This window comes from Sphingomonas populi, assembly GCF_004208535.1.
In the GTDB taxonomy this organism is placed as follows: Bacteria; Pseudomonadota; Alphaproteobacteria; order Sphingomonadales; family Sphingomonadaceae; genus Sphingomonas; species Sphingomonas populi.
In genome coordinates this window covers 43721-60978 of record NZ_SGIS01000003.1, presented here as the reverse complement: position 1 = coordinate 60978, position 17258 = coordinate 43721, and the positions used below count along the sequence as shown (strand labels likewise).

Below are 17258 nucleotides of genomic sequence, written 5' to 3'. Positions count from 1 at the left end.
CTTCACCGTTCCGCAAACGGATGCGCCTTGATGAAATCGACGAAGGCACGCAGCGGCGTCGGCAGATAGCGGCGGCCCGAATAATAGAGGATCGGGCCGGAGAACGGCTCGCACCAGTCGTCGAGCACCGTCTCCAGCGCCCCGCTGGCGATATGCGGTTTGAGCCAGTCCTCGAACAGATGGACGATGCCCAGCCCGGCGATGGCGGCGTCGATGAGCAGGTCGCAGGCCAGACCGGGCTGCACCAGCAGCGGGCCGAGCGGATCGACCCGCACGATCTCTCCGGCCCGTTCGAACTCCCATATCGCGATCGCGCCACCGGAGAAGCGGCTGCGCATACAGGCGTACTGGAGCAAGTCCTGGGGATGCGCCGGCCGGCCATGCGCGGCCAGATAGGCGGGTGCGGCGGCGGTGAGGATGCGCTGGGTGCGCGGGCCGATCGGGACCGCGATCATGTCCTGTTCGAGCCGCTCCTCGTAGCGAATGCCGGCGTCCGCGCCCGAGGCGAGGATATCGACGAAGCTGTCCTCGACCGTCACGTCCAAGCGGATGTCGGGATAGGCGGTGAGGAACGCGGGCACGATACCCGGCAGCACAGTGCGCGCGACATTGGCGGGGACGTTGAGCCGCAGCGTGCCGGCGGGTCGATCCTTGAAGGTGTTCACTACGTCGAGCGCTGCGCGCACCTCGGCGAGCGCTGGCGACAGTCGCTCGAACAACCGCGCCCCGGCTTCGGTCGGCGCGATGCTGCGGGTGGTGCGATGGAGGAGCCGCACGCCGAGCCGCGCTTCCAGTCGCCGCACCGCCTCGCTCAAGCTCGACGCCGAACCGCCCGAGACGCGCGCGGCATCACGAAAGCCGCCGGCGCGGACGATCGCGACGAAGCTGGAGAGATCATCGAGTTCCGCCGCCATTGTCCGAATATCCGCACAGCCCGTTCCGATTGGACCGACTTATCGGATGATCGGGGGAAGTCCATATCCGCGCCATCACCAAGGAGATGTGCCATGACCGATCTTGCCAAAGCCGGAACGTTCCGTCTGGGCGACCGCACCGTTAGCCGCATGGGCTATGGCGCGATGCAGCTCGCCGGGCCGGGCGTGTTCGGGGCGCCCAAAGACCGCGACGCGGCGGTCGCGGTGTTGCGCGCGGCGGTCGAGGCGGGGGTCGACCATATCGATACCAGCGATTTCTACGGCCCGCACGTTACCAATCAGATCATCCGCGAGGCGCTGCATCCCTATCGTGACGATCTGACGATCGTGACCAAGGTCGGCGCGGTGCGCGGCGACGATGCTTCGTGGTTGCCCGCGCAAAGCCCGGCCGAACTGACCCAAGCGGTGCATGACAATCTGCGCAACCTGGGGCTCGATGTGCTCGACGTGGTCAATCTGCGGCTGATGGGTGCGGTACATGGCCCGCTGGAAGGTCCGATCGAACCGCAAGTCTCGACGTTGGCGGGCTTGCGCGAGCAGGGACTGGTCCGCCACCTCGGCCTCAGCAACGCGACAGCGGCGCAAGTCGCGGAGGCGCAGCGGATCGCGCCTTTGGTGTGCGTGCAGAACCAGTATAATCTCGTCCACCGCGAGGACGATGCGCTGGTCGATACGCTCGCGGCGGAGGGCATCGCCTATGTGCCGTTCTTCCCGCTCGGCGGCTTCGCGCCGATCCAGTCGGACGCGCTCGCAGCGTTGGCTGCGCGGATCGGCGCGACGTCGATGCAAGTCGCGCTCGCGTGGCTGCTGGCGCGCGCGCCGAACATCCTGCTGATCCCCGGCACGTCGAGCGTCGCGCATCTGGCCGAGAACCTCGCTGCGGCCGAACTCACCCTATCCGACGCTGTGCTCGCCGAACTCGACGGTCTGGCGACCACAGCCGCCTGATTGGTGCGAAGGGCCGCGACGCGACCCGCGTCGAGGCCCGTCGGTACTGCTGGTTCGCGGTGCCGAGATCCTGCGGACCCTGTTTGGCGGCGCCGGGTTCGGGCTGGCCGGGCTGCTGAACGGATTTGTAGTGCGACAGGTTTAGTCCGATGAAGACCGCTACGATGATCGCGATGATGATCGCGACGACGATGATCGCGGCCTTGCCGGCTGTGCGGGGCGGTGGCTGTTCGGTCACGGGGTTCTTCCTGTTGTGAACACAGGGAATGCCCCGACGTCGGCGATGTTCCGCGCGGCTCAGAGCATCGTTACGATCAGCCACAGATTGGCGGCGACGATCACCGCGAACACGCCCCACGCGACCGTGCGGACCACCGCGCCGCTGGCGTGGACGCCCATGATCGTCTTGTCGCTGGTGAAGCGAATCAGCGGGTAGATCGCGAACGGCAATTGCAGCGACAACACCACCTGAGTCAGCACCAGCAACTTGCCCACGGCATGGTCGCCCAGCCACAGCACGCCCGCCAGCGCCGGCACCAGCGCGAGCCCGCGCGTGATGATGCGGCGCTGCCAGCACGGGATCTTGAGATCAAGGAAGCCTTCGAGGATCACCTGACCCGCGATCGTGCCGGTGAAGGTCGCGCTCTGGCCCGAGGCGAACAGCGCGATGCCGAACAGGATCGCCGCCGCCGCAGCGCCGGTGAGCGGCGCGAGCAGGTGGTACGCTTCCTCGATTTCGGCGACATTGGCGTAGCCGCTTTCGTGAAAAGTCGCCGCCGCCAGCGTCAGGATCGCGCCGTTGACGAGGGTGGCGAGCAACAGCGAGATGACGATGTCGATCGTCGCGAAGCGCAACGATTCCTTCAGCGCCGCTTCGCCGGGTTCGGTCACGCGCGTCTGGACGATCGACGAGTGCAGATACAGGTTGTGCGGCATCACCGTTGCGCCGAGGATGCCGACCGCGAGATAGATCGCCTGCGGATCGGCGAACACCGCGAGCTTTGGCACCGCCCCGTGCAGGATGCCCGACAGGCTCGGCCCGGCGATGACGAGCTGCACCGCGAAGCACACCGCGATCGTGGTCACCAGCCCAAGGATGATCGCCTCGATCTGGCGGAAGCCGCCGCCTTTCAGCCCGAGTACGACGATCGTATCCAGCCCGGTCAGCAGCACGCCGAGCCAAAGCGGCACGCCGAGCAGCAGGTTGAACGCGAGCGCGCTGCCCAGCACCTCGGCAACGTCGGTGGCGATGATCGCCAGTTCGGCGAGCAGCCACAGCCCCAACGTCGCCCCGCGCGAATAGCGTTCGCGCGCCATCCGCGCGAGATCGTGTCCCGCCACCAGCCCGAGCCGCATTGCCAGCGATTGCAGCAGGATCGCGGCGAGGCTGGTGAGCAAGACGACGAACAGCAGATCATAACCGAAGCGCGATCCCGCCGCGATGTCGGTCGCCCAATTGCCTGGGTCCATATAACCCACCGCGACGAGCAGCCCCGGCCCGGTCGCGCGCAGCAGCTTGCGCCACAGCGGCAAGCCGGTAGGAACGGCGACCGCGCCGCGAATCTCCGACGGGCAGAAGGGCGCTGTCGCGGTATCGGGCAGTTTGAAAGACATGCGGGTTCCCGTAGCAAGCACCGCGCCGCACGACCATCGATCTGGCCTAATGAGACTGATCGGATCGGACGATCAGAGAAGCTTACCTACCGCGCCGGCGGGCCTGCGAACGTCACCACGCTTTCCGCCCCGTCCGGGCCGAGCGCGCCGACGCCGAAGAAGCTGTCGTCCACCACCACGTTCTTCAGCACATGCGAGGTATCGGTGGCTGGCACGTCGAGCGCCTGCTGCCAATCCTGCGCGTCGGTGCGGCGCCAGTGGATCCGGTAGCCGACTGCGCCCGTCACGGGTTGCCATGCGACCGTGGTATCGTCGCTGCCGCCGCCGGTGATCGTCGCGCCCGTCGGGGCGGCAGGTGCGGCGGCGAGGCGGCGGATCGTCGCGACGTTGATCGCCGTGACCTTGGCGAGATAGGCGAAGTCCATCTTGTCGGCCGTGTCGCCATACGTGACGCCATTGTCGGTGCGAAGATCCTGATGCTGCTGGTTCCAATTCTCCGCGCCGACGGTGAAGCGGATCGCCGGATAGCCAAGCTTGAGGAAAGGTTCGTGATCGCCGCCGCGCCCGAGCCGATCGGGCCGGCGATCGACGAACACCTCAAGCCCGCCCGGCAGCGTGCCGGCGATCCCGCGCACCGCTTTGGCGAGGCTGCGCGAGGGCGAATCGTCCTCGCCGCCATTGCCGCGCCGCGCGAGGTGGGCGGGAAGATCGTCGGCGGCGCGCAAGCCTTCGGAGAACACCCGCACGCGGTCTGCCACACGCACGCCATTCTGGCCGACCGTGTTGCCGACGATGTCATTGTTGAGCATCGCCGTGACGGTCCAGTCCTTCGCCTTGGCGGTCTCCGCGAGCAACTGGCCGCCCCACAGCCCCTGCTCCTCGCCGGAGAAGATCGCGTAGACGATCGTGGCGCGGAACTTCTCTTTCGACAGAATTCGCGCCGCCTCCAGCACGAGCGCGACGCCCGAGCCGTCGTCGTTCGCGCCGGGCGCGTCGGCGGTGGTGTTCATCACATCGGTGACGCGGCTGTCGATATGCGCGCCGACGATGATGACGCGCTTGGGTTCAGTGCCCTGCTGGAAGCCGAGTACATCGACGATCTCCACCCCCTGCGGCGCGCGCGGCCCGGTGAAGGTGCGCGCGATATTGGCGACGGTGATGCAGCCGCCACAGGCATCGGCGAGGTGGGTCAGCTCCGCGCCGGCCCAGCGCCGTGCCGCGCCAATGCCTCGCACAGGATCATCGGGCGCGGAAAGCGTGTGGCGGGTGCCGAAGCTCACCAGTTTCTCGACGGTGGCCTTCAGGCGCGCGGGATCGGGTGCCTCGGCGGCGGCGGGCGAGGCGAACAGGATGGCGACAGAAAGGAGCGGGGGGAGGGGGATGCGCATGGACCGATCGTGGCGCGATTGCCGGCAACGTTCAACCGCCAAGCACGATGCGTCACGGTTGGCGCAGCTAATCGGCGCGCTCACCGCTTGAAGAGGCGAGCATGAGAGTGGATTGATTCCGCCCGCCCGCGTTGATGATCATGCTGGCTGCGGCAGCGAAGCGTCGTCATCCGGCGTATCGTCTTCGACCTTGAGCTCTTGCTGTCCGAACCGCGCGTAGAGGGTGGGCAGGACGAACAGCGTGAGCAGCGTCGCCGAAATGAGGCCCCCGATGACGACGGTCGCCAGCGGCTTCTGGACCTCGGCGCCCGCACCATGACCAAGGGCCATCGGCACGAAGCCGAGGCTCGCGACCAGCGCGGTCACGACCACCGGCCGCAGTCTTTGCATCGCCCCCACATGCGCGGCCTGCTCCCTTTTCATTCCCGACGTAATGAGGTCTTGGATCGAACTGACCATGACGAGGCCGTTGAGGACGGCGATCCCCGACAGCGCGATGAAGCCGACCGCCGCCGAGATTGAAAAATCCATGCCGCGCGCGAATAGCAGCAGGACGCCGCCGACGAGCGCGAACGGCACTCCGGTGAAGACGATCGCCGCGTCCCGCACGCTGCGCAGAGCGCCGTAGAGCAGCATCAGGATCAGCACGAAGCAGGCGGGGATCACGAGCTGCAGCCGCGCCCTCGCAGACTCCAGATTTTCGAACTGGCCACCCCATTCCAGATAGCTGCCGGCCGGAAGCCGCACTTGGCTGCCGATCGCGCCTTGCGTGTCCGCGACGACGGAGCCGACGTCACGGCCACGGACGTTGGCCTGAACCACGACGCGCCGCTTGCCGTTCTCGCGGCTGATCTGGTTCGGACCGTCTACCACGGCGATGTCGGCAACGCTGGAGAGCGGGATGTAGGACCCACCCGAGACCGGCACCTGTACCTGTTCGAGCACCTTGAGATCGGATCGCTGCGCCTCCCCCAGTCGAATGACGACCGGGAACCGTCGATCGCCCTCGAAGATCATGCCGGACGTTCGACCGCCGACGGTGGCGGTAACCGTATCCTGCACGTCCTGAGCGGTGACGCCGAGACGCGCCATGGCGTCGCGGTTGACGCGGATGTCGAGCATGGGAAGCCCGGTCGTCTGCTCGACCTTCACGTCCACCGCGCCCTTCGTCCTGCGCAGGATGCTGGCGATCTGTTCGGCAGTGCGGTTCATGGTAGCGAAATCGTCGCCGAACACCTTGACCGCGATATCGCCGCGCACACCCGCGATCAGTTCGTTGAAACGCATCTGGATGGGTTGCGTGATCTCGTAGGTGTTCCCCGGAAAGCGGGCGAGCCTGCCTTCGATCCGTGCGACCAGATCCGCCTTGGCGAGCTTCGGGTCGGGCCATTGTTCCCGAGGCTTTAATATTACGAACATGTCCGTCGCGTTGGGCGGCATCGGGTCCGAGGCGAGTTCGGCGGTGCCGGTCTTCGAGAAGACGAAGCGCACCTCGGGCTGCTTCGACATCATCCGCTCGATCGGAACCTGCATCGCCTGGCTCTGCTGCACGGAGGTCGCCGGGATGCGTAGCGCCTGGATCAGCAGATCGCCTTCGTCGAGCTGGGGCAGGAAGACCTGCCCCAGCTTCGTGAAGACGAGGGCCGCCAGCACGAGGCTGACCACGCTCGCGCCGATCGTGACCGCAGGACGGTTCATCGCCCGGTTCAGGTTCGGTTCGTAACCCTTCTTCAGCCACCCGATGATCCAGCCGTCCTTCTCCTCAACCGTGTTTGAAAGCCAGATCGCGATCATGGCCGGCACGAAGGTGATCGATAGGACGAATGCGAAAGCGAGCGCGATGATGACGGTGAGCGCCATCGGCACGAACGTCTTGCCCTCTACGCCGGTTAGAGTGAGCAGTGGCACGTAGACGAGCACGATAATCGCCTGGCCATAGACCGAGGGGCCGGTCATCTCGCGCGCGGCGGTGGCCACGTTCGAGAGCCGTTCTTTCACCTTCAGGAGGCGGCCTTGGTGATGCTGTTGCTCGGCAAGCCGTCGTAGGGCGTTCTCGACGATGATGACCGCGCCGTCCACGATGAGGCCGAAGTCCAGCGCGCCAAGGCTCATTAAGTTCGCCGATACGCCGAGACGAAGCATTCCGAAGCCCGTCAACATCATGGTGATGGGAATCACTAGCGCGGCGATCAGCGCCGCCCGGAAATTGCCGAGCAGCAGGAACAGGACGACGATGACAAGCACCGCGCCTTCGCCGAGGTTTCGCCCAACGGTCGTGATCGTGGAGTTCACCAGCGCGGTCCGGTCGAGAACCGGCTGCACCACGACGTCGGGCGGAAGCGACGCGTTGATCGCCTTCAGTCTGTCGGCGACCGCAGTCGCGACGTTGCGACTGTTTTGGCCGATCCGCATGATCGCCGTGCCTACGACGACCTCGGTGCCGTTCTCCGAAGCCGAACCCATGCGGATTGCCTGACCCGTGCGGACGGTCGCGACCTGATCAAGCACGATGGGTACGCCTTCACGGGTCGCGACGACGATACGCGCCAGTTCGGTCGCGTTGCGCACCAGCGCATCCGATCGGACCGCGAGGCCCTCGCCGTTGCGGTTGACGAACCCGCCGCCGATGCTCGTGTTGTTCTTCTCGAGCGCTACGCCAAGATCCGTCAGCGTGATCTTGAGCGCCGCGAGCTTCTGCACGTCCGGGACGACGAGATATTGTTTGGTGTAGCCCCCGATCGAGTCGACCCCGGCGAGGCCCGGCGTGTTTTTGAGCAGCGGCGTGACGATCCAGTCCTGCGCGGTGCGCAGATAGGTCGCCTTGTCCTCCTCGGTGGTTAGCCGCTCGCCTTCTGGTGTGATGTAGCTGCCATCGGGCTGCTGCCCCGGCTCGCCCGGACGATGCGTATCGTCCTGGCGATGGTCGAGCCGGACGGTCCACATGTAGACTTCGCCGAGGCCCGTCGCGATTGGCCCCATCTCTGGATTCACGCCGTCAGGCAGGCTTTCGGCGACGCTCTGCAGTCGCTCGCCGACCTGTTGGCGGGCGAAGTAGATATCGGTCGAGTCGTCGAAGACGGCCGTGATTTGCGCAAAGCCGTTGCGGCTTAGCGAGCGCGTATTGTCGAGGCCCGGTATACCGGCGAGCGCAGTTTCGATGGGGAACGACACCTGCTTCTCGACCAGTTCGGGCGAGAGGGCGGGAGCGCGGACGTTGATCTGAACCTGGTTGTTGGTGATGTCGGGAACTGCGTCGATCGGCAGATGGGCGAGCGAGATGGTGCCAATGACGGCGACGACGGCGGTGAGGAGTAGGACGAGCCAGCGCTTCTCGACCGCCCATGTGACGATGCGGGCGATCATGACATCAATCCTCGTGCTCGGCGTCGCCCTTGCCGAGTTCGGCCTTGAGCGTGAAGCTGCCTGTGGTGGCGATTTGCTCGCGGCCGGTAAGACCGGAGCGGACGATGACGGTCTCGCCTGCGGCGTCGCCGAGCTTGACCGGCGTCGCCCGGAACCCCTTTGGTGTCCGCACGAAGACGACCGACTTGCGCTCGACCGTCTGGACAGCGGTGGTCGGCACGCGGATCGCGCTCGACCCGCCGCTGCCCGATAGCTGAACCGACGCGGTGACGGATTCACCGACGCGCCACTGTCCTGCGCCGTTGCCGAGGGTGGCGATCACCGGCACCTGCCGCGTTTGTGGATCGAGCGCCGGCGACACGAAGCTGATGTGGGCGGTGGCCTGACGACCGGGCGCCGTGATGGAGACGACGTTGCCGGGCTTCACGCGCCCGGCGTCCTCTGGCCTCAGGTTCAGCGACACCGAAACTTTGCGGAGGTTGGCGATCCGGTAGAGCTCAGCGTCCGCCGCCACCGTCTGCCCGAGGACGACGGGGCGCGCGATGACCTGACCGGAGAGTGAAGCGGTAATGCCCAGGCGGTTGAGGCCGCCACCACCCCCGCCGGCTGCGGAAACCTGCCCCCGCGCCTGGCTGTAGGCGATCCGTGCCTCGATCGCCGCAGTGCGCGCCGCGATCAAATCCTGTTCGGGGGAGACCTTCTGGGAGAACAGCCGCTGCTCGCGCGCGAGGTTGGAGTTGGCGAGCGCCAGGCGGGCCCGCGACGCCTGGACCTCGCCTTTCATCTGCGCGGCCTCGCGGCTTTCGATGATCGCGATGGTCTGGCCGCGTACCACCGACTGGCCGAGGTTGCGGGTTAGGGCGACGACGCGACCGCCGATCGCGGCCGATACCACCTGCGTTTCCTGCGGATCACCCTCGATCGTGGCCGGCAGATCGATCGCGCCGGCGCCCCCGGCGAGGGGGCGTCCGATCTGGACACCGGCGGCGGCGATCTGGTCGGGCGAGAGCGTCACCGCGCCCTCGTCCGCGTGAGACGCTTCGTTCCGGGTGATTTGGGATGCCGCTTCGGTCTGGTTGTCGCCTTCCGACACGTAGCCGCAGGCCCCGAGAAGCAGCGCGACCAGAGCTGGAAGTGCGCGATAGGTCGTGAAGCGCGTCATCGATTGATACCCCCCGGAGCGTTGGACGCCGTGGCGGGGGCGGTCAGCCGCTCCAGCCGAGCACGCGCGTTCTGATAGTTGGCGAGCGCGTCGATCGACGCGGCGCGGGTCTCGGCGAGCGTGCGTTCGGCATCGAGAAGATCGAGCTGACCGAACTTGCCTTCTCGGTATCCAATCCGGGCAATCCGGGCAGCCTCCTGCGCCGCAGCGAGGGCCGGGCCGGATGCGGCGCGGGCGGTGATGATCGCGTTGGCCGCTTCCGCTTGTGCGTCGGTGATCGCCTGCTCGACGTCGAGCGCGGTCACGCGCCGCACCGCTCCGGCTCGCGTCCGTTCCGCGGTCGCCTGAGAAATGGCGGCACGACCATTGTTGAACAATGGGATCGGGATCGAAATCGCAAACACGGCGGCGGTGTCGTTGGTTGCCTCCAGGCGCCGAAGCGCGGGTCCGATGGTGATGTCGGGCACGCGGTTGGCGCGCGCGAGACGGATGCCGGCATCCGCGATCGCGAGATCGGCATCCGCCGCCGCCAGCGCCAGCGTGCCGGCTGGCTGAGGCGGCGCGCTCGGGCCAACGGTCGCCGCAGGCAGCCGATCGAGCAACCCTGTATCCAGTATGCCGTCGATCGGATGGCCGAGACGTCGCGCTAGATTCGTCCTGGCCGCTTCGCCGAGCCGTGTCAGTCGTTCGACGCTGGCATCCGCGTTGATCCGTGTGACGTCGGCGCGTTGTTGCTCGAGCGGGGACGCGCGTCCCGCCTGGACACGGACTGCGGCACCGCGCAGCACTTCGCTGGCGATGCGCGCCTGGTCGCGCGCCGTCACCAATCGACGCTCGGCTGCGATCGCTTCGACATAGAGCTGCGTGACCTGCACGCGAATATCGGCCGCGACGATCGCGGCCTGTAGTTCGGCGCGCGAGAGTTGCGCGCCTGCGACGGCGACGCGGGCGCTACGTTTGCCGCCCAGCTCGATCGGTACGGCGACCCCGATCGTTGTCTCGGCACTGCGCAGGCCCCGGTAGGAACCCGAGCCGACGATGTTTTCGACCTGCCCTTGCGCGACTGGATTGGGGCGCAGCCCGGCCACCGTGAGCCCGGCCTGAGCCGCCTCGATTGCCGCCGTTGCGGCGGCGCCCGACGGCGCGGCCCCGCCTGCGTCGAGGACCGCCTGATCCAGCGTAAATACGGGCTTCGCCGCCGTTGGCATCACCGCTGACGACGCTGGCGCTTGCGGCGCCTGCACCCGTTGCGCCTGCGCTATCGAAGCGCAGGACGCCGCAGCCAGCACGGCCGCGCACATCTTTTTCATGGCACATTGATCCTAACAAGATACGTCAAGCCGGCCGATAGCGGCCAGCGGGTATCGTCAGGCGGCCGGGGGCCTCAACGCAGGGGCAACCGAATGCGACGCGGTTGAACTGTCGGGGGTGGGAAACGGACGGACGGTATCGGTGCGCGCCATTGAGGACGGCCCATCCGTCACCGGAACGTCCAACACCTGACTATGACAGGTGCCATGATGATGCGGCATCGCCTTGTCGGCGTCACCTTGCGACTGGTCTGCGTCGCCGTCGCTATGTACAGTGCCGTTGCACTCGATCGTGGCCGGTCCCGGTATCTCGCGCGCATGCACAGTCGCTGTCATCACCAGCGACGACGCGATTATGACGAGCAAAAGGGACTGTAACCTCCGCAGCATTGTGGATCGTCTAGCTGAAATACTACGAAGTGTCATTGCTGAACTTCCGGCGACGCTGCTATCACCTCTTCCGCTGTACGACCCCGCAACAGCCGGCAGCAGCCGGTCCGACGGATTCCTCGCGCGCATCAGGCTTTCGCAAGCCGCTTGACCAATATCTGCAGCGCCGCAGCGAGTGCGTCGATCTGCGCGGGATTGGTGAACAATGCTGGCGTCACCCGCACGCAGGCGCCGGCCTCCACCCCCGTGCGGTGGACGGTGAAGATACCGAATTCGTCGAGCAGCATCTTTGCGACGGCGATGTTGTCGGCGGCGGTGACGAGGCCGCGGATACGGAACGAGGTGATGCCGCCGTGCAATCGCGGATCGCTGGGCGTCAGGATCTGCAGACCGTCGAGCTTGCGCAGCGGCTCGGCCCAACGGTCGCGCAGATAGCGCAACCGCGCGGCGCGCTCGGGTGTGCCGATCGCCTGCTGGAAGTTGAACGCGTCCGGTACGGTCAACATCGCGGCGAAATCGCTCGTCCCGGTGTGTATGCGCGCCTGCACGCTGTCGAGGCCGCCCTCGCCATTGGCGGGATCGGGATCAATATCGCGCACCCGGCTCTTGCGTAGGTACATGACGCCGACACCGAGCGGCGCACCCCACCATTTATGCAAATTGAAGCCGGCAAAGTCGACGCCGAGATCGGCGAAATCGAAATCGACTTGGCCCCAACTGTGCGCGGCATCGACGATCACGTCGATCCCGCGTGTCCGCGCGATCGCGACGATCTCGCGGACCGGCACCACCAATCCCGTGCGGTGGCTGAGGTGGGTGAGCAGCACCAGCCGAATCTTGGGATTCGCGCTGAACGCTTTCGCATAAGCGTCGATCACGCCTTGATATGTTGCCGGTTCGGGGAGGGCGATCCGTACCACCTGCACGCCGCGCCGCGCCTTCAGCCCGTCGAAACAGCCCAGCATGCTATCGTAATCGAGATCGGCGGTCAGCACCGCGTCGCCGGGGCGCAGTTTGTTGTACCCATCGATCAGGCCCTGCAGCGCCTCGGTGGCGTTGCGGGTCAGCGCGATCTCGTCGGTGCCGACACCAAGCGCAGCCGCGACGCGCTGATGCACCGCATGGTAATCGGACCCGAAGCCGCGTCGCGTGTAGAAGCTGTTCTCGCGATTGACCCGCTCGACCGCGCGTTCATAGGCGGCAAGCACGGGCTTCGCCATGATGCCCCAATTGCCGTTTTCGAGCTGGATGACGTCGCGGGCAACATCGTACTGAGCGGCGATCTTCGCCCAATAGGCTTCGTCGTTCGCTCGCGCTGCGCGGCCACCCGATTTGGGATCGGACGGCATTGCCGCGTTCAGCCGGGCGGCGACGGGCAGAGCCGCCGCCGCCGCCATCATGGTCCTTCGGCTGATCGTCGGCATGCCGTCCCCTTCCGTGAGAACTTCATGCCCACGCGGACATAATATTGGCCGCCATCGGTATCATAGGGGGCATTTCGCGAATAGATCAGGCCGCGCACCGCCTGGTTGGTGGCTTCGGCCGGATAGGTGTTGAACACGTTCTCCGCACCGGCGCGGATTGTGAAATGCTCGTCGAAGGTGTAGCTGGCCGACACGTCGAACAGCGCGATGCCGCCGAACTTCTGGTAGATGTCGCCGGTCCCGTTGCCCGACACGTCGGTCCAGCCGCCATAATGGCGCCCGCGTACCAGCATCCCGATGGGACCGATGTCATAGCCGATCGAGCCGGTCGCATTGTGCTGCGGCAGGCGTTGCTCGAACACGATCCGCTGAGACTCGTTCGGGATCGCCGCCGAGATGCCGCTCGTCACCTTCGTGCGGTTGTAATTATAGGCGATCGTCGCGGTCGCCTTGCCCGGTCCGACCTGTTGCGTATAGTTCAGCACTGCCTCGATGCCGCGCGTGCGCGTGTCGAAGTCGTTGGTGAAGTAGCTCACCGAAGTGAAGCGCAACGGATTGGCCACGCTCGTCGGCGGCAGGGCGGACGCCGACTGGCTGAAGCGGCCATCGACGCTGATCTGATAGGCATCGACACTGCCGGTTAGCCCGAACGCGGTCCTGAAGGTCAGGCCGGCAGTGATCGTATCCGACGTCTCCGGCTTGAGCGGCTTGGCGCCGAGCGCGACCGCGATCGGATCGGTGGTCGCGAGACGGCCACTGTTGAACACCTGCAAGGTCGTTGTATCGAGGCCCTGCGAGGTGTTCGACGTGTTGAGCTGCGCCGGCGTCGGCGCGCGGAAACCGGTCGAATAGCCACCGCGAAGCGCGATGCCGTCGATCGGTTCAACGCGCGCGCTCAGTTTGTAGGTGAACTTGCCGCCGAACGCCGAGAAGTTCTCGTAACGCCCTGCCGCGCCGACGCTGAGCATCTTGACGGGCTGCCATTCGAGATCGCCATAGCCAGCATAGCTTTCCTGGCTGAACCGGCCTGCCTGTAGCGGGCTGAAGCCGGGGAAGCCGTTGGAATTGGGCGCGAGCCCCGCAGCCGCGCCGGCACCGATCGCGTAAGAAGCCGGGTCGCCCGGGCGGATGCTGTACTGTTCAAGACGACGCTCGCCGCCGAAGGCGATATTGATCGGTGCGAGGCCCCCGACCGGCAGGCGGTACACGAAATCGGCGTTGAGGTTGAATTCGCGCTGGCGCAAGCGACCCAGATAGAAGGCGGTCGGCGAGGTCGGGCCGAGCGACGCATTCAGGCTTTCACTTAGCGTATAGTCGATCACGCTCTGGCCGTAAGAGGCGCTGAGATCATAGGTGAACGCATCGGCGAGTGCGCCACGCGCGCCGCCGGTCGCCTGCACGTCGCTGGTCTGCGTGCCGAAGCGCGGCGTGAAGCCGGTCGGGTACAGGCTGGTGAAGCTGAAGCCCGGAAAGGCCGGGCTAGCGCCATAAACCGATGCGGTTCCGGCGGGATTGCGCCAGTTGAAATCGGTGACGCCTTCGCCCTCGCCGAACGTGCCGAAGCTGTAGAGCTTGAACGCGTCCGACACATCGAAATGCGTGTTGTAGCCGCCACGGATACTTTCGAGATCGGGCTGGCCCCAGCGCTGCACCGGATTCGGCACCGACAGCGTCGGGTTGGCGGCCTGGAACTTGATCGCGTCGGGGCGCTGCCGGGTTCTCGAAGTGGCCTCGGAGTGGTCGTACTCGCCGGTGAAGACGAAGCTGCCACGGTCGCCGAGCGCCACGCCGCCCTGGATACCACTCTGATATTCCTTGCCGTCGCCTTTGTAATATTGCGAATATTGGCCGAAGGCGCTGAGGCCGGGCTGATCGTCGAGGATGATGTTGACCACGCCCGCGATCGCGTCGGAGCCGTATTGCGCCGAGGCGCCATCGCGCAGCACTTCGATACGCTTGATGGCCAGGCCCGGGATCGTCGCGAGATCTGGCGCCTGCGCGCCGCGCGTGCCGAGCAGGGCGGAACGGTGGTAGCGTTTTCCGTTGACCAGCACGAGCGTCTGATCGGCCGACAGCCCGCGCAACGTGGCGGGGCGCACGAATGCCTGACCGTCGGCGGCGGGCAGCCGCTGCACGTTGAAGGAGGGCAGCAATTGCGCGAGCGTGTCGGTGAGATCGCCCGAGATGCTCGCGTCGAGCGCGGTGGCCGGCAGTACATCGATCGGCGATTGCGAGTTGAACTGAGTCACGCCACGATCGCGCGTGCCGGTCACGATCACTATGTCCGCGTCGGCGATCTGCTCGGTGGCGGGCGCATCAGCCGGTGCGGCGATGGGCGCGGCATGCGCGAGAACGGGCGCGCACAGCGCGATTGGCAGCGCGGCGAGCGCGCCGGCCGATATGAATTTCGTCAAATGATGTCCCCTTGGGCAGAGCCGGCTTCGCGTTGTTTTGGCCGGCTGGCGACCAACTAGGGGCGATTTGTGTCAGTAACGCTGCATTCGCGAGACACGATGATGTCGGTTCGAAGCTACATCTGCGCGGGCAAGCGGTGGATCGATTGCTCGCCCGCAATAGAGCGGGATTGGCGGAGAGAGTGGGATTCGAACCCACGGTGAGCTTGCACCCACGGCGGTTTTCAAGACCGCTGCCTTAAACCACTCGGCCATCTCTCCGCGTGCGTGCCCCGCTTAGAGCCGGAACGCCGATTTGTGCAAGAGCTACGGCCTTTGGGGGTTCATGTCGGCGCGGGCTTGTGCCAGAGTCTTCGCATGCGGGTGTTTTGCAAAACCTTATCGGCGATCGGCACGGCGTTGGCGGCCATGCTTGCGCTACCGGCGTGCGCTCAGGACGATGCCGGTTTTCAGGCCTTCCTTGGCCAGTTGCGTGTGCAGGCGCGCGCGCAAGGCGTGTCGGAGGCGACGCTGAATGCGGTGATGCCGACACTGACGCTCAACCAGCGCGTGATCGATCTCGATCGCAAGCAGCCCGGCAATCCGGCCAGCACGGCGGTCCCGCCGTTCGCACCGTACCGAATCGCGCATGTCGATGCGCAACGGATCAGCCGAGGCCGCAGCGCGTATCAGGCACAGCGCTGGCGCCTCAAGAAGATCGAGGAGGAAACCGGCGTTCCCGAATCGATCATGGTGGCGATCTGGGGCAATGAGACCAATTACGGCGTGGTGATGGGCGGGTTCGATCTGCCGCGCGCGCTCGCGTCGCTCGCCTATGAAGGACGGCGCCGCGATCTGTTCACCGACGAGTTCATCGGCGCACTCAAGATGATCGATCGCGGCGTACCGCGCGCCAAGCTGGTGGGAAGCTGGGCGGGGGCGACCGGCGGGCCACAGTTCCTGCCATCGGTGTACAACCGGCTCGCGCGCGACGGCGACGGTGATGGACGGGCCGACATCTGGACGAGCGATGCCGACACGCTTGCTTCGATCGGCAATTATTTCGCCAATGCCGGCTGGCGGCCGGGCCAGCCTTGGGGCTTCGCGGTAAACGTGCCGGCTGGATTTGATCGGTCGCAGATCGTCAACCGGACGCTCAGCCCCCGCTGCCCGCGCGTCTTCCAGCGGCATAGCGGCTGGAAGACGATGGCCGAATGGCGCGCGCTCGGCATCGCGTCGCAGACCCGCGCCTGGCCCGGCGATTCGGTGCTGGCGACGCTCATCGAACCCGACGGCCCTGGCAACACCGCGTATCTGCTGACCGGGAATTACCGTGTGATCCTCGATTACAATTGTTCGAATTTCTACGCGTTGTCGGTGGGGCTGCTGTCGGATGCGGTGTCGCAGTAAATGCTGCTGCTGATCGCTCTCTCCGCCGCGCTTGGCGCCGCTGACAGGCAATTGCCACCGTCCGCAGACCAGCCGCGCGTGGGCTGGTCGCAGCCGATGCAAACTGCCGCAGGTCCACAGGATGGGCCGCCGCGGGACTTGCCGCAAGGTTCTGGCCCACGCGCGACATCGGGCGGTCCGCTGTTCGATATGGTCGCGGTGGCGCAACCCGATGCTGGCGGCGCTGGCGTTTCTGTAGCGGCGGCGGGCGCCGCGCCCGGCAGCTTCGTCGAACTGACCGAACTTGGCAGCGGTCATACGATCCTTGCGCGGGTCGGCGATTACCTCGCGCCGGGCGGTACGGCGCTGTTGTCGGCGGACGCGTTTCAGGCGCTCGGCATCGCGCCCGGCGCTGGTGTACGTGTGCGATCAGCGATGCCCAGCCCGCAGGACCAAACCGCATTGCGATCCGGCGCGGCAGCCTCCGCGCGGATCGACGCGCCCGAAGTTCTGCTCAAAGCGCTGCGCAAGCGCGTGCCGCACTATGCTCAGGCGTCCGCCGCAGCGCCGCCCCGACACGCCGATGTCCGTCCGGCCGCGCCGCGTCCGCCAGCGCATATCGACGAGGCGGCGGTAGCGGGAGCACGCTACCCAGCGCCCGCGCCAATTGCGCGCAGCCAGCCTCGCGTTGAATCGCGCGCGCCAGCACCGCGCTCAGGCTATGTGGTGCAGGTCGCCGCGCTTTCGGCGGCAGGACGCGCCAATGATCTCGCGCGGTCGCTCGGCGGGCGCGTGGTTGGCGGCGGCGGGCTGTACCGCGTTCAGCTTGGCCCGTATGGCAATGTCGCCGCCGCCAATCGCGCGCGTGACGAAGTGGCGCGGCGCGGCTATCGCGACGCGCGTGTAAGCCATACCGAGTAGACTTTTAGCGTAACGGGACCG

Annotated in this window: 11 protein-coding genes and 1 tRNA gene; 3 read left to right on the top strand and 9 right to left on the bottom strand. The window is 66.4% G+C overall.

All coding sequences use genetic code 11. The features are described from left to right. Positions 1–2: 2 nt before the first annotated feature. On the bottom strand, positions 3–914 hold the full coding sequence (locus EWE75_RS02850) for a LysR substrate-binding domain-containing protein (protein ID WP_130155188.1): 912 nt from the start codon (positions 912–914) through the stop codon (positions 3–5). A 93-nt stretch (positions 915–1007) separates the two neighbouring features. Between EWE75_RS02850 and EWE75_RS02845 the strand changes: the two genes are divergently transcribed. After that, a complete protein-coding gene (locus EWE75_RS02845) occupies positions 1008–1883 on the top strand; it encodes an aldo/keto reductase family oxidoreductase (RefSeq protein WP_130155187.1) in 876 nt (291 codons plus the stop codon). 297 nt (positions 1884–2180) lie between these two features. On the opposite strand, the gene EWE75_RS02840 is transcribed toward EWE75_RS02845, so the two are convergent. The 8 genes from EWE75_RS02840 to EWE75_RS02800 form a co-directional block, all read right to left on the bottom strand. Beyond that, positions 2181–3497, bottom strand: coding sequence for an Nramp family divalent metal transporter (locus EWE75_RS02840; RefSeq protein WP_130155186.1), 1317 nt, complete (start codon positions 3495–3497; stop codon positions 2181–2183). Between the two features lie 86 nt (positions 3498–3583). Then, positions 3584–4885 carry a M28 family metallopeptidase gene (locus tag EWE75_RS02835; protein ID WP_130155185.1) on the bottom strand — a complete coding sequence of 434 codons (1302 nt, stop codon included), beginning with the start codon at positions 4883–4885 and terminating at the stop codon, positions 3584–3586. A 138-nt stretch (positions 4886–5023) separates the two neighbouring features. After that, positions 5024–8248, bottom strand: coding sequence for an efflux RND transporter permease subunit (locus tag EWE75_RS02830; protein WP_130155184.1), 3225 nt, complete (start codon positions 8246–8248; stop codon positions 5024–5026). A 4-nt stretch (positions 8249–8252) separates the two neighbouring features. Beyond that, on the bottom strand, positions 8253–9410 hold the full coding sequence (locus tag EWE75_RS02825; RefSeq protein WP_130155183.1) for an efflux RND transporter periplasmic adaptor subunit: 1158 nt from the start codon (positions 9408–9410) through the stop codon (positions 8253–8255). Continuing rightward, complete coding sequence (locus EWE75_RS02820; protein WP_130155182.1) at positions 9407–10720, bottom strand: TolC family protein; 1314 nt, start codon at positions 10718–10720, stop codon at positions 9407–9409. Before EWE75_RS02820 ends, EWE75_RS02825 begins: the two co-directional genes overlap by 4 nt. A gap of 518 nt (positions 10721–11238) precedes the next feature. Beyond that, positions 11239–12534: an aminotransferase class V-fold PLP-dependent enzyme gene (locus EWE75_RS02810; protein ID WP_130155180.1), complete on the bottom strand. Its 1296-nt coding sequence runs from the start codon at positions 12532–12534 to the stop codon at positions 11239–11241. Next, positions 12507–14948 carry a TonB-dependent receptor plug domain-containing protein gene (locus EWE75_RS02805; protein ID WP_130155179.1) on the bottom strand — a complete coding sequence of 814 codons (2442 nt, stop codon included), beginning with the start codon at positions 14946–14948 and terminating at the stop codon, positions 12507–12509. The genes EWE75_RS02810 and EWE75_RS02805 overlap by 28 nt, the downstream gene beginning before the upstream one ends. A gap of 171 nt (positions 14949–15119) precedes the next feature. Continuing rightward, positions 15120–15209: transfer RNA gene (locus EWE75_RS02800), tRNA-Ser, on the bottom strand. Between the two features lie 147 nt (positions 15210–15356). Between EWE75_RS02800 and EWE75_RS02795 the strand changes: the two genes are divergently transcribed. Continuing rightward, positions 15357–16337, top strand: a complete 981-nt coding sequence (locus EWE75_RS02795) for a lytic murein transglycosylase (protein ID WP_231708175.1) — start codon at positions 15357–15359, stop codon at positions 16335–16337. Beyond that, entirely contained in the window at positions 16338–17237 is a 900-nt protein-coding gene (locus EWE75_RS02790) for an SPOR domain-containing protein (RefSeq protein ID WP_130155177.1), read from the top strand. Positions 17238–17258 lie beyond the last annotated feature (21 nt).